This is a genomic window from Nocardia sp. NBC_00416, from assembly GCF_036032445.1.
Classification (GTDB): Bacteria; Actinomycetota; Actinomycetes; order Mycobacteriales; family Mycobacteriaceae; genus Nocardia.
This window is the reverse complement of sequence record NZ_CP107932.1, coordinates 1,062,767-1,075,026: the sequence shown is the minus strand read 5'-3', so window position 1 is coordinate 1,075,026 and position 12,260 is coordinate 1,062,767. Positions and strand designations below refer to the sequence as shown.

Annotated in this window: 12 protein-coding genes and 1 tRNA gene; 8 read left to right on the top strand and 5 right to left on the bottom strand. The window is 67.1% G+C overall.

Translation table 11 applies throughout. The features are described from left to right. The first annotated feature begins 172 nt into the window (after nt 1-172). Entirely contained in the window at nt 173-1,549 is a 1,377-nt protein-coding gene (locus tag OG804_RS04830; protein ID WP_328394270.1) for an NAD-dependent succinate-semialdehyde dehydrogenase, read from the top strand. Between the two features lie 8 nt (nt 1,550-1,557). On the opposite strand, the gene OG804_RS04825 is transcribed toward OG804_RS04830, so the two are convergent. After that, nucleotides 1,558-2,466, bottom strand: coding sequence for an IS5 family transposase (locus OG804_RS04825; protein ID WP_328391131.1), 909 nt, complete (start codon nt 2,464-2,466; stop codon nt 1,558-1,560). Between the two features lie 283 nt (nt 2,467-2,749). Between OG804_RS04825 and OG804_RS04820 the strand changes: the two genes are divergently transcribed. After that, the gene (locus OG804_RS04820) at nt 2,750-3,484 is read left to right on the top strand and encodes a DUF7873 family protein (RefSeq protein WP_328394268.1); all 735 of its coding nucleotides are present in this window, start codon (nt 2,750-2,752) and stop codon (nt 3,482-3,484) included. A 281-nt stretch (nt 3,485-3,765) separates the two neighbouring features. After that, nucleotides 3,766-3,839 (top strand) — tRNA-OTHER (locus OG804_RS04815). 147 nt (nt 3,840-3,986) lie between these two features. Here the strand turns inward: OG804_RS04815 and OG804_RS04810 are convergent. After that, complete coding sequence (locus OG804_RS04810) at nt 3,987-4,595, bottom strand: TetR/AcrR family transcriptional regulator (protein WP_328394267.1); 609 nt, start codon at nt 4,593-4,595, stop codon at nt 3,987-3,989. 95 nt (nt 4,596-4,690) lie between these two features. Between OG804_RS04810 and OG804_RS04805 the strand changes: the two genes are divergently transcribed. After that, nucleotides 4,691-5,518, top strand: a complete 828-nt coding sequence (locus OG804_RS04805; protein ID WP_328394265.1) for an SDR family oxidoreductase — start codon at nt 4,691-4,693, stop codon at nt 5,516-5,518. A 71-nt stretch (nt 5,519-5,589) separates the two neighbouring features. After that, nucleotides 5,590-6,615, top strand: a complete 1,026-nt coding sequence (locus OG804_RS04800) for an NAD(P)H-dependent amine dehydrogenase family protein (protein ID WP_328398237.1) — start codon at nt 5,590-5,592, stop codon at nt 6,613-6,615. A gap of 207 nt (nt 6,616-6,822) precedes the next feature. Here OG804_RS04800 and OG804_RS04795 read toward each other — a convergent pair whose 3' ends face one another. The 3 genes from OG804_RS04795 to OG804_RS04785 all read right to left on the bottom strand — a co-directional run bounded on the left by OG804_RS04795 (nt 6,823) and on the right by OG804_RS04785 (nt 9,589). Beyond that, nucleotides 6,823-7,566, bottom strand: coding sequence for a hypothetical protein (locus tag OG804_RS04795; RefSeq protein ID WP_328394263.1), 744 nt, complete (start codon nt 7,564-7,566; stop codon nt 6,823-6,825). Between the two features lie 255 nt (nt 7,567-7,821). Continuing rightward, on the bottom strand, nt 7,822-9,042 hold the full coding sequence (locus tag OG804_RS04790; RefSeq protein WP_328394261.1) for a Dyp-type peroxidase: 1,221 nt from the start codon (nt 9,040-9,042) through the stop codon (nt 7,822-7,824). Continuing rightward, a complete protein-coding gene (locus tag OG804_RS04785; protein ID WP_328394259.1) occupies nt 9,035-9,589 on the bottom strand; it encodes a copper chaperone PCu(A)C in 555 nt (184 codons plus the stop codon). The genes OG804_RS04790 and OG804_RS04785 overlap by 8 nt, the downstream gene beginning before the upstream one ends. 293 nt (nt 9,590-9,882) lie before the next feature. On the opposite strand from OG804_RS04785, the gene OG804_RS04780 reads away from it, so the two are divergent. The 3 genes from OG804_RS04780 to OG804_RS04770 all read left to right on the top strand — a co-directional run bounded on the left by OG804_RS04780 (nt 9,883) and on the right by OG804_RS04770 (nt 12,194). Further along, nucleotides 9,883-10,476 carry a hypothetical protein gene (locus tag OG804_RS04780; protein ID WP_328394257.1) on the top strand — a complete coding sequence of 198 codons (594 nt, stop codon included), beginning with the start codon at nt 9,883-9,885 and terminating at the stop codon, nt 10,474-10,476. Nucleotides 10,477-10,771: 295 nt separating this feature from the next. Beyond that, entirely contained in the window at nt 10,772-11,398 is a 627-nt protein-coding gene (locus OG804_RS04775; RefSeq protein WP_328394255.1) for a sigma-70 family RNA polymerase sigma factor, read from the top strand. A 103-nt stretch (nt 11,399-11,501) separates the two neighbouring features. After that, on the top strand, nt 11,502-12,194 hold the full coding sequence (locus OG804_RS04770) for a PhzF family phenazine biosynthesis protein (protein ID WP_328394253.1): 693 nt from the start codon (nt 11,502-11,504) through the stop codon (nt 12,192-12,194). Nucleotides 12,195-12,260 lie beyond the last annotated feature (66 nt).

The window sequence follows — 12,260 nt, the reverse complement described above, 5'->3', positions numbered from 1 at the left end:
ACGATCCGGTCGATGGCCGAGAAGTTGCTGACATCACCTGGAGGTTAGTTTAGCCTCGGGTTACCCGAGGATGGCGGAGCCGCGCTGGGGCACCTCGACACGGCTCGGCGGTGAGTGGACTCTTCGACAGACGACCACTGCCTGCGCCGTCCTGAATCCGTAGCATTACGTCATGAGTACTTATGTGACGACGAACCCGGCCACAGGTACTACTGAACACGAATTCCCGGGACTGGCCGACGACCAGCTTTCCGGCATCGCCGAACGTTCCGCCGCGGGGTACGCGATATGGCGACCGACCCCGGTGGCGGACCGTGCCGGCGCGCTGGCGCGAACCGCGGATCTGTACGAGAAACGGTCGGCGGAACTCGCCGCCGCCATTACGACGGAAATGGGCAAGCCAACTAAGCAGGCGGCCGGGGAGGTGCAGCTCGCCGCCGATATCTATCGCTGGTACGCCGAGAACGGACCCGATCTGCTGACGACCGAGCACCTCGATCCCCAGGGCGCCGACGAGTCGGTGGTCCAGAAATTACCGATCGGACCGCTCATCGGAGTGATGCCGTGGAACTATCCCTACTACCAGGTGGCTCGTTTCGTCGCGCCGAACCTGTTGCTCGGCAATACGATAATTCTCAAACACGCCTCGATCTGTGCGGCGTCGTCGAACCTCATGGCCGACATCTTGCACGACGCGGGGGTTCCGCAGGACGCGTATATCAATGTGTACGCGAGTTCCGCTCAGATCGCCGAACTGCTGGCGCATCCCGCGATCCGCGGTGTGTCCTTGACCGGTAGCGAACGAGCGGGCGCCGCGGTCGCCGCGGAGGCCGCCAAGAATCTCAAGAAGTCCGTTCTCGAACTCGGCGGTTCCGATCCGTTCATCCTGCTGGACACCGACGATATGGCGAAAACGGTGCGGCGCGCCGCGCAGGCGCGGCTGTCGAATGCGGGCCAGGCGTGCAACTCGCCGAAACGCTTCATCGTCCTCGACGATCTGTACGACGACTTCGTCCGAGGTCTGGTGGACGAATTCGATCGCGCGGTCATCGGCGATCCGGCGGACCCCGAGACAGAAGTGGGGCCATTGTCGTCCGTCTCCGCACGAGACACCGTCGCCGGCCAGATCAGCACCGCCGTACGACAGGGAGCGACGCTGCACACGGGCGGCTCGCCCATGGACGGTGCCGGAGCGTTCCTCCGACCTGCCGTTCTCACCGGGATCACGCCGGAGATGGATGCCTACTCAGAGGAGATCTTCGGTCCGGCCGCGATGGTCTACCGGGTGTCCTCCGCCGACGAAGCGGTGCGACTGGCCAATGACGTCGACTTCGGCCTGAGCGGGTCGGTGTGGAGCGCCGATACCGCACGAGCCGCGGAGATCGCCGACCGTCTGGAAGTCGGAATGGCCTACATCAACGAACACGGGACGACATTGCCCGGCTTGCCCTTCGGTGGTGTCAACCACTCCGGGTACGGACGTGAACTGGGGCGCTGGGGGATGGGCGAGTTCGTCAACAACAAACTCCGGCGGACCTCGGCACACTAGGCCGCGTTTCATAAGTCGTGGCCGGATAACCACAGGTTGATTGCGGCGACGCGGACCGTGGCCAGGTAGCGGACAGCGAGTTTGTCATAGCGGGTGGCGACTGCGCGGTGCTGTTTGAGGCGGCTGATCGTGCATTCCACGGCGTGGCGCAGTTTGTAGAGGTTCGGGTCGAACGCTGGCGGCCGGCCGCCAGCGTTTCCTTTGGCCACGCGATGCGCTGCCTGGTCCGCCTTGATCGGGATGGTTGCCTTGATCCCGCGTTGCCGCAGGTAAGCACGGTTGGCCGCCGAGGAATAGGCTTTGTCGGCCAGGACCCGATCCGGTCGCGACCGGGTGCCACCGACCCCGAGTCGCGGCACCCGTATTTCGCCGAGCACCGTCGTGAACTGCGGGCAATCGGCCCACTGACCAGGTGTGATCACCAGAGCCAACGGCCGCTGGCCCTGGTCGGCGGCCAGATGCAGCTTCGTGGTGAACCCACCCCGCGACCGTCCCAGACCGTGGTCAGCGGGTTCGTCGTCGAAACCACCCGCCGGTTCGACCTGACCGTCGAAGTCGCGGCGGGCACCCGCCGCATGCTGGTGCGCACGGGCGATCGTGGAGTCCACGCTCACCGTCCACTCGATCTCGCCGCCCGCGTCGGCGTGGGCTTGCAGCGCGGTCAGTATCGATTCCCACGTGCCGTCACGCTGCCAGCGGCGGAACAACCCGTACACCGTCTGCCACGGCCCATACGTTGTCGGAATATCACGCCACGGGCTGCCGGTCCGGATCCGCCACCGGATCCCGTCGATCAACCGGCGTTTCGACCACCGCGGTGGCCGACCCGGCTTCATACCAGCAGGTAGTAGCGGTTTCAGTTTCGCCCACTGAGCATCAGTCAGATCCGCACGGCACGTTGCCGTTACGCTGTTCACGAGGTCTCCGGTTGGTTTCCGGTTGTGCTTGGTCGTTCAACCAACTACCGGAGACCTCGCCACATCACCAACTTCTCAACCCGGACAACGGGTTCCATCCCACACCATCGGGCTTATGAAACGCGGCCTAGACGGCCGGGCTCCTCGGCGGAACCGATCCCGCTCTGCCCGAACGACTTCCGCCCCCGAACGGCTTCGACGGTGGATATTTCGGTGGCGGGCTGCCGCCCTGCCCGGTTACGGTGACTCCGGTCGCGACGAGGTGACCGAAGGAGGAAAACCCGTGTCCACCAAGCTGAATCAGCTCATCGCCATCGAGAAGGGCGCGAAGTCGCAGGCGACCGCGGATGTGACAGCCGCTTACCAGCGGGTGGGCAAGGTCGACCTGCTGGCGGGCATCTCGCGCACGTACCGGCCGCTCGACGATATGGGCGAAGAGTTGCCGTCGGAGTCGAAGCGGGTCCAGGTGCGAGCGCGCGAGGTGATCGCCGATGTGAAGAACACCCTGACCCGGCTGTTCGATGTGACCGCGACGAAGGACACCGCGAACTGCTCGGCGAAGGCCGACCTTGTCGTCGACGGCGTCACCGTCGCCCGCGACCTGCCGGTCACCTACCTGCTCTTCCTCGAGAAGCAGCTCAGCGAGCTGAAAAAGTTCGTCGCCAAGTTGCCGACGCTGGATCCGGCCGAGTCGTGGTCGTTCGACGAGGTCACCGACTGCTACGCCACCCAGCCGTCGCAGACGGTGCGGACCAAGAAGGTGCCGCGCAATCACGTGCTGGCGCCGGCCACCGAAAAGCACCCGGCTCAGGTGGAGGTGTACCACGAGGACGTCGTGGTGGGTCGTTGGACCACCACGAAGTTCTCCGGCGCGCTGCCCGCGAAGGAAGTCGGCGATCTCGCGGAGCGACTCGGCAAGCTGCTCGACGCGGTGCGCTACGCTCGTGAAACAGCGAATTCGACGCCGATATCGGATGTCGAGCCGGGTCAGGCCATTCTCGGCTACCTCTTCGGTTAGCCGGGAACACAGACTCCCCCTGCGGGGGGATGGAGCACAAACTGAGACTGAAGTTCACACTGACACACGGGCGGGCACTGCCAGGGCCTGCCGACAAATTCAGCTTCTTGCTCCAAGCTCACAACTCCATCGATCGCACGACGTGTGGGTGTGCTGCGACGCACCCCCGAGATCCGGGTTCAAGTCCCGGTGGCGGCTCTACCTGCCGCTGTGGCGTAACGGCAACGCGCGGGGTTACTCACGATGACTCACGCCCGCGCACTCGGCGATCACAGGTGGGGCAGACGATAGCTCATCTGGTAGAGCATCGGACTTCATTCCGACGGTAGTGGGTTCGAATCCCACTCGTTGACCAGGAGGGGCCGGGAAGGGTATTCCCGGCCCCTCCGCCTGTCTCATCCGGGCGAGCTCCCGGCACCCGAACCGCGACCGGCGCCGGTGTGAGGTGTCCGTCCCACCCGATGCGGCCGTGCCCGTCCGCCCACCGACGCCGCGGCCTCGTTCAGTGACTTTCGAGTTCGTCTTCGCCGCGGCCGCCGGGCTCGCCATTTCTCCCCACGATGCCGTAGAGCACCAACTCCTCCAGCGATCCGGCGAAACCGTCCAGATCGTCGATATCACGGATGCACATGGCGAACAGGGCCGCTCCCGCGATGGTGTCCAGCAGCGTGTTCGCATCCGGTCCCGCGGCAGTGCGCGACGACAGGTAGTCCGTCAACTCGTCCCGGGTGGGCGAGTCCAGCCGCGACGAAAGTTTGCGGTAAAGACTGGGATCCGCTCGCATATCCGCCATCAGACCGGGCATGGCCGCGCGTGCCTCTGCCGAGCCGAACAGCTCGATCGTCCCGCGGATCACCTTGCGCACCTCGGTGACCAGATCGGGGGCGACCTCTTCGGTGCCGACGTCGGGGAACACGGCTTTCGCGATCAGATGCGCCTTGGAGGGCCAGCGCCGGTAGATCGCGGGCCGGCTGACGCCCGCGCGCGTGGCGATCGCGTCGATGGATGTCGCGCCGTAGCCTCGCTCGACCAGGAGTTCACGGGCGGCCTCGAGCACAGCCCGGTCCACCGCGGGGTCGCGGTGCGGGCCCAGGCGATGGCGTGCGGTCACGAAATCCGTCCTTGTCCAGGCGAGCAGGAGTCGTTACAGTCTGTCACAACAAAGCCGTTACACCGTGTAACCGCTGGCTGCTCGGAGGAGGAGACGTGCCCGCTGACCCCGCTGTCGCCACGCCCGATCGGACCTATCGGCCGGTACCGCTGCTCCAGGACAAAGTCGTCGTGATCTCCGGCGTCGGCCCGGGCCTGGGTACCGCGCTCGCCACGGAGGCGGCCGGGATGGGCGCTCATCTGGCACTGGTGAGCCGTACCGAACGGAAGCTCGAGCGGCTGGCCGAGAAGATCCGTCCGGTGGGCTGCACGGTGCTGCCGGTCCCCGCCGACATCACCGACGAGGAGCAGCGCGCCGGGCTGGTCGAACGGGTGCTGGCCGAATTCGGCCGGGTCGACTGCCTGATCAACAACGCCTTCGCCATTCCGCCGATGGACCCGATCACCGGAATCGACCTCGCCGCGTTGCGCACCGCGAACGAGACGAATGTCTTCGCACCCTTGCGTCTTTCGGCCCTGTTCGCGGACGCGCTGGCAGCGGCGCAGGGCTCGATCATCATGCTCAACTCGTGCGTGTCCTACAGTTCGCAACCCGAGTACTCCGGATACAAGCTGTCGAAAGGCGCACTGGCGCATCTGGCCTCATCGCTGGCGACCGAACTCGGCCCGCGTGGCATCCGGGTCAACAGTGTCGCACCGTCCTACGTGTACGAGGACATCAACAAGGCGTACTTCGACTGGCTCGCGTCGCAGGCCGGCGTCACCCACGACGATATCTATCGTGAGAAGGCCGCACCCACGGATCTGCGGCGGCTCGCCGGACCGGAAGAAGTCGCGCGCGCCACGCTCTTCCTCGCCAGCGACCTCGCCACCGCGGTCACCGGGCAGATGCTGACCGTCGACTGCGGCGAATTCCACCGTTGACCCACCGAGGAGGAACCGTGACATACGACCGGAAGCGAATCGTTGTCTGGGGCACCGGCACCGTCGGATCGATGGTGCTGACCGAAATCCTGCGCCACCCGCTGTTCGAGCTGGTCGGGGTCGGCGTGAGCAACCCGGCGAAGGCCGGTCTCGATGCCGGCGACCTGTGCGGCGGCGCGAAGACAGGGATAACGGCAACCGACTCGACAGCGGAGCTGATCGCCCTCCGCCCCGACGCGGTGGTGCACTACGGACCCACCGCCCAGTTCGCCGACGAGAACATCCGGGTCATCGGTGAGTTCCTGCGCGCCGGGATCGATGTGTGTTCCACCGCCATGACCCCGTGGGTCTGGCCGACCATGGACAAGATCCCCGACGTGTGGCGCGATCCCATCTCCGAAGCCTGCGCGGCCGGTGGGGCGTCCTGTTTCACCACCGGTATCGATCCCGGATTCGCCAACGACTTGTTCCCGATGACCCTGATGGGACTGTGCGGCGAGGTGCGGTCGGTGCGCGCGTCGGAGTTGCTGGACTACACGGACTACGAGGGCGACTACGAATTCGAGATGGGCATCGGGAAACCGCCGGAGTTCACGGCCCTGCTCGAGCACTCCGATCTGCTGATCATGGCGTGGGGTCCCACCGTCCCGATGATCGCCGAGGCCGCCGGGATACAGCTGGATCGCATCACCACCACCTGGGACAAATGGGTGACGCCGGAGGATCGGCCGTCGGCGAAGGGTACGGTCCGGGCGGGCACGGTCGCGGCGATCCGCTTCTCCGTCAACGGCGTCTATCGCGACCGCGAGGTGATCACCCTCGAACACGTCAACCGGATCGGGCTCGACGCGGCGCCGGACTGGCCGGCGGGCACCCGTGACGACGTGTACCGGGTGGATATCCTCGGCACGCCATCGATATCGCAGGAGACCTCGTTCCGCTTCACGGACGGCTCGGGTCGCACCCCGGCGATCGCGGGATGCCTGGCGACCGGCATGCGCGCCCTCAACGCCGTCCCGGCGGTGAACGCACTCCCGCCCGGCTGGGTCACCCCCCTCGATCTTCCGCTGATCCCCGGGACCGGCACGATTCGCTGACCGGCCGGGCGCTTCGATCTCCGCCCGCCCGCGGCCCCGGGCGTCATCGTCACGACGGCCGAGGAGCCGGGCCGAACGCTACCGGCGGTTGTCCCGACGCGGGCCGGATCGTCGCGCCGCATCACCGGCCCAGTCGATGCCGCGGATCCGCATCGGGCGGATCGCCCCTCCGGCGATCCACCCGATCGTGGTGCGGTACAGCGACTGTCAGGCCGCCGCGGGCGCATTGATCCGGTTGAAGTACTCGACGGCGACAGCGATTCCGGCGACACCGCCGACCGTGACCAGACCGGCCGCGGCGCCCAGCGGAGCACCGATGGCCGCACCGCTCAGGCAGCCGCCGATCCAGCCCGGGATCACCAGGAAGGGCGTGCCCGCGATAGCACCCAGCACGCAGCCGCCGGCCAGGCCGATCACGGTCCCCACGAGCGTGCCGACCCCGGTGGCGAGCGCGAACTCGGTGCTGGCGTTCGACAGCGCGTTGTCCGTATCCTCCTGCGAGGCGACGTCGTGCAGCATCGGCGCCGGAGCCGCGGCCGCCGGGTCCACACTCGGGGTCAGAGTCACCGCATTGGCCCCGTCGGCTACCGCCGCGATCGGATATTCGAGGCCGTCACGCAAATAGCTCAGCGGAAACCCGGCCACGACGTTTCCGTAGTTGTCGCGAACCTGAAGTTGATCGTTCTCTGTTGTCAGTGAACCGGAATCGGTCCGCACCACCACGGACTTGTCCACCACATCGGCGGTGTAGTGGATATCCGGATTGTCGACGGCCGCGGGCTGCGCGTAAGACGTACCGGCGCCGACTCCCATAGCCACGGCGACCAGTGCGGATACCGCGGCGAACTTCCTTAATTTCATATCCTTCGAAACTTTCTCCAGCAGGTGCGTCACCAGCCTCCGGCGCGCAGGCTCCTCGAAGAACCCGCTAGTAGGATCATCCCGGATCATTACCGATATGTAACAGATTCATAAATGACTACTCGAGTCACAGAAAATCGGTTAACAGTTGGCTAACCCGCTTTGAAGAGCCCCCGCTAGAACACGGAAAAGTGGATCGTAACTATTTGGTGTGATGTGCGTTATTGCAGCATCTGACCTGCTCATGTCATATGACCGAGGTTTCACGAGTCTCGACCGTTATCCCGGAAGCTCCGCTACAGGCACGCAGTAAGCGCGGCTCGAGCAGGGCTTGTCACTGGCCGACTAGCCGCCGAGCAACCCTTCACCGATATAACTGTCCGAGCCGATTCCCGGCGGAACGGCGAATACAGCCGAGCCCACCGGAGTTGTCCACTCGTTCAGTGCATCAAATTCGTTGAGGCGCTTCTGAACGGGCAGAAATTGGCGTGCGACATCACGCTGGAATGATACGAACAACAATCCTGAATTCGACACCGATCCGCGGAGCGGTGGGTCGTCGTAGTTGTAGACACGACGGAAGATTCGTTCGCCTTCGTGTGTGTGCCGGGCACGTGCGATATGCGCGCCGGGCGCGATGATCGGTATGCCGTCTGGGTCGACGGCGGCGAAGTCGGGTTCGTCGGTTTCGCCGGTCCCGGTGAGCGGTGCTCCGCTGTCGAGTGCGCGGCCCACGCTGATCTCCCGTCCGGGTCGGTCGAGTCCGTCCCAGGAGTCGAGATCTATTTCGATGCGCCGCAACACCATCGAGGTACCGCCGCTCAGCCACGGCAGATCGGCGCCGTCGTCCCACACCAGGGAGTCGAAATCCCCGGTACCGGGAACCGGGTTGGCCGTACCGTCGACCTGCCCCATCAGATTGCGCATCGTGGTGCCCGGGGCCTCGGTCCCCCGGGAACGCCGAAATCCCCGCTGGGTCCACTTCACCGTGACCAGCGAGCGGACGTTCTTCACCATCACCCGTACCGTGTGCGCAACGGTCACCGGATCGTCGGAGCACACCTGAAGGACCAGGTCACCGCCGGTGAAGGCCGGGTCCAGCCGGTCGATGGCGAAGGGCGGCAGCGGTCCGAGCCACACCGGCGCCGATTCCGGTCTGCCGATCGCGGTGAAGACACCCGGCCCGTAGCCGATGGTGACGGTCGATCGCGCCGGCGATACGGCGAGCTCGGGCTCGGTGTCGGCGAGCGCGGGAAGTCCCCGGGTCAGCCTGGCGATGTCGTCGGTCCAGACCTTCATGATGCCGACCATCTCGGCGCGTCCGACTCGGGGAAGCAGGTCGAGCCCGACGAATACCGCGTGTGCCTGTGGTGGCGCGGTCGCGATTCCGGCCTGGTGCGGGCCGTTCCAGGCGACGATATCGGCTCCGGCAGCGCCACTGCCCGCACCCTGTGCACGGACCGCGGCGCCGACTCCCACGGCCCCCGCGACACCGAGCGCGGCGGCGCTCGACCCGAACAGCCGCCGTCGGCTCAACCCTCCTCGATCGGGTGGCAGGTCAGCCATCGTGCGCCATGGTCGTAGAAGCAGCTGGGACGGTGGAGGCGTCGCCGCCTGCCGGTTCGTAGTGTTCCTGTGCACCGGCGAAGTCGCGCACCTGCGCGGTGAACGTTTTCGTCGATCCGTCCGCGAACTCGAGGGTTATCTCGGTTTCGGCGCCGGGTGTGAGCGGCGCGGCGACGTCCATGAGCATCAGATGATCTGTCCCGGGGGCCAGAACACAGGTGGCGCCGGCGGGTACGAAGAACCCACCGGCTTTCGGCCGCATGACAGTCGAACCTCCGTCGCTCGGGGCGATTTCGTGGAGCTCGGTCCGGCGCGCCGCGGGCGAAGATGCGGCGACGATACGGACGTCGCCCGCGGCGGAGTTCCGGATCTCGGCGAAGGCAGCGGTCATCCCCGAATCGGTGGCCTTGACCCATTGCTCGTGCACGACCACCGAATCGGCCTGCCGCCCGGTGGATTCGTGCGCGGCCTGCGAACAGGCTCCCGACAACACCGCGGCGGTGAGCACGGACGCGGCGAGAGCGGTGCGGCACGGTGCGGTTCTCATGATGATCACTCTCGAATCGAATAGGCGTGTTTCGCGGCGTCTCGCCGGTCCCGCGACCCCGAGCGCCCTCCGGGGCGACGGGGTCGCACGAGTCCACCGGACTCCCCGACCTTCGGGTTTCGGGTAGCGAGCCCCTCGTCGGCCCGCTACCCACCCCACAAGTCGCCTCCGCCGTCCCGACAGTTCCCGTGGCGTACCTCACAGCGAGCGTCGTCTCCGGCTCGAGCGTCCCCATGGCGGGGTTACCGGCCTGTTGCCCAGCGGAATTCGGGGGTGCGACCATGGACGGTGCGATGAGATCACTGCACCCGCCCGCCGCCGTCAGGGTGACCCGTGCGCTGGTCTTCGCGTTCGTCTGCGTGCTGGTTTCCGCGGCGGGACACACGACCGTCTCCGGTCACTCTCTTTCGCCGTCGGCCATAACGCTCGCCACCGCGGCCGTCACCGCGATCGTGTGGGCCACCGCGGCCCGCCAATGGAACCTGCTCACCATCACCTCTGGCCTGATCGCCGCCCAAGGGCTCCTGCACCTGTGGTTCACCATTGCCCCGGCACCCGGCACACCGCACCCTGATCATTCCCACGCGCTGTCGGATTCCCGGTCGCCGGCCATGCTGGCGGCTCACTGTGCGGCGGCGATTGCCTGCTCACTGTGGTTGTGGTGCGGGGAACGCGCTGTTTTCGCGCTGATGCGCGCGGTCTACGGCCAGATCCTGCTCCCGTTCCTGCTGCTGATGACCGCTCGACCGGTCACCGCGGCCGAACGGTCGGGCCTCGACCGCCGAGGCGGCGTTCCTCTCGTCGGCCCCGGCAACACCCTCCTGAAATATTCGATGGCCCGCCGCGGTCCGCCGCTCTGCTCGGCGAGTTTTCCGACAATCCGCTGACCCGACTACGTGCCGAACGCTTCCGAGGAAACGGGCGTGATCGGCGCCGGTCCGGCGGACACACGCCCTCGTCACCACTTCTCCGAGTGACCAGGGTGTCGCAATCCGACGTTGTCGAATCGGCGACCGTCCCGACCGGCACGCCCGCGACACGTCGACATTCCGCTGCGCCCCGCGCATCCCGAACCCCGAGAAACGACTATGAACTGCATATCTTCCCCACGGCGAGAATTTCGCCCCACCGCTGCGGCGGCCGCCGAGCGGCTCCGGCCCGTAGCCGACCGAATGGCCGCCGATGTCGGATGAACGCCTCACCGCCCTGGCGCTGGCCGCGGGCGCCGGCGACCGCGGCGCCCTCGAGGAGTTCATCCGCGGCACCCAGCACGATGTGTGGCGGTTCGTCGCCCACCTGACCGATGTGCAATCCGCGGACGACCTCACCCAGGAGACCTTCCTCCGCGCCCTCGGCAGCCTGCCGCGGTTCGCCGGGCGATCCCCGGCTCGTGTCTGGTTGCTCTCGATCGCGCGCCGCGCGGTCGTAGACCGGCTCCGGCACACGGCGGCCCGTCCCGCGATCTGCCGGACCGACGACTGGCAGCACGCAGCCGAACAGAGCCGCGCGCGCCATGATGTCGATCCGGGAGAGGAGATCGTGGTGGCGCATATGCTGCGCCACCTGTCCAGGGAACGGCGGGAAGCCTTCGTGCTGACCCAATTGCTCGGGCTCTCCTACGACGAGGCCGCACGCACGGCCGCCTGCCCGGTGGGCACCATCCGATCGCGGGTCGCGCGGGCCCGCACGGACCTGATCGCGCTGTGGCGCCACACCGAGGAGGAATCCCGGATCGGGCGCGGCAGACCCATCCGACCGGCCGCACAACACACGGCGGCGCCGCCCCGCGTCGCGGCTGCCGGCGTGTGAGAACAGGCGGGGCGGGCCTCGACGCGGCCCGCCCCGCATCCGCCCTTCCGGCGGTGATCGTCACTGCGGCCCGGCAGGTGGACACCCCGGTAGGCTGGCCCCCGTGAACGCTCCCGAGGACGACGGTGCGCAGGTCGAGGTGGTTCGAGTATTCACCGATGCCGTCGGGCGGTGGGGTAACCCACTCGGCATCGCCCGCGCCGGCGATGTGGTCGGCGTCGATCATCAGGCGCTGGCGGCGCGCCTCGGTTACAGCGAGACGGTGGTCGTCGAGCCCCGCGACGGCGCCACCGCCCGGATGCGCATCTACACACCCGCTGTCGAACTCCCCTTCGCCGGTCATCCCACCGTCGGGGCGGCCTGGTGGCTGGCCGATCAGGGCACGCCGGTCGACGTGCTCCAGGTACCCGCCGGGCCGGTGGCCGTCGACGCGGCCGACGGACTCACCTGGGTGCTGGCCAGCGCCGCATGGACACCCGATTTCACTTTCCACGAATTCGAGGACGTCGATTTCCTCGGCACCGTGCATCCCACCGACTTCGACAGCGGCCGGCACTATCTCTGGGCCTGGACGGACCGAGACCGCGGCGCGGTACGTTCCCGGATGTTCGCACCCGCCATGGGCATCGCGGAAGACGAGGCCACCGGCGCCGCCGCCGTCGCCCTGACCGCTCGTCTCGACCGGAGCCTGGTCATCACCCAGGGGCAGGGCTCACAACTGTTCACCCACAGCCGTCCCGACGGCTGGGTCCGGCTGGGCGGACGCGTGGTCCCCGATCATCCGGTGGTGCTGTAGCCGAGGTCGGCGAACCCGGTCACCGTGCGACCGGGAGTGGTGCAGCCCGCGCTCACACCACTCCCG

Bases quoted from the DNA above. Each gene is read 5' to 3' on its own strand.
- OG804_RS04830 (WP_328394270.1), top strand. From the start codon at position 173: ATGAGTACTTATGTGACGACGAACCCGGCCACAGGTACTACTGAACAC.
- OG804_RS04800 (WP_328398237.1), top strand. From the start codon at position 5,590: ATGGTGCTGACCGAAATCCTGCGCCACCCGCTGTTCGAGCTGGTCGGG.
- OG804_RS04795 (WP_328394263.1), bottom strand. From the start codon at position 7,566: ATGATCCGGGATGATCCTACTAGCGGGTTCTTCGAGGAGCCTGCGCGC.
- OG804_RS04790 (WP_328394261.1), bottom strand. From the start codon at position 9,042: ATGGCTGACCTGCCACCCGATCGAGGAGGGTTGAGCCGACGGCGGCTG.
- OG804_RS04785 (WP_328394259.1), bottom strand. From the start codon at position 9,589: ATGAGAACCGCACCGTGCCGCACCGCTCTCGCCGCGTCCGTGCTCACC.
- OG804_RS04780 (WP_328394257.1), top strand. From the start codon at position 9,883: ATGAGATCACTGCACCCGCCCGCCGCCGTCAGGGTGACCCGTGCGCTG.
- OG804_RS04775 (WP_328394255.1), top strand. From the start codon at position 10,772: ATGTCGGATGAACGCCTCACCGCCCTGGCGCTGGCCGCGGGCGCCGGC.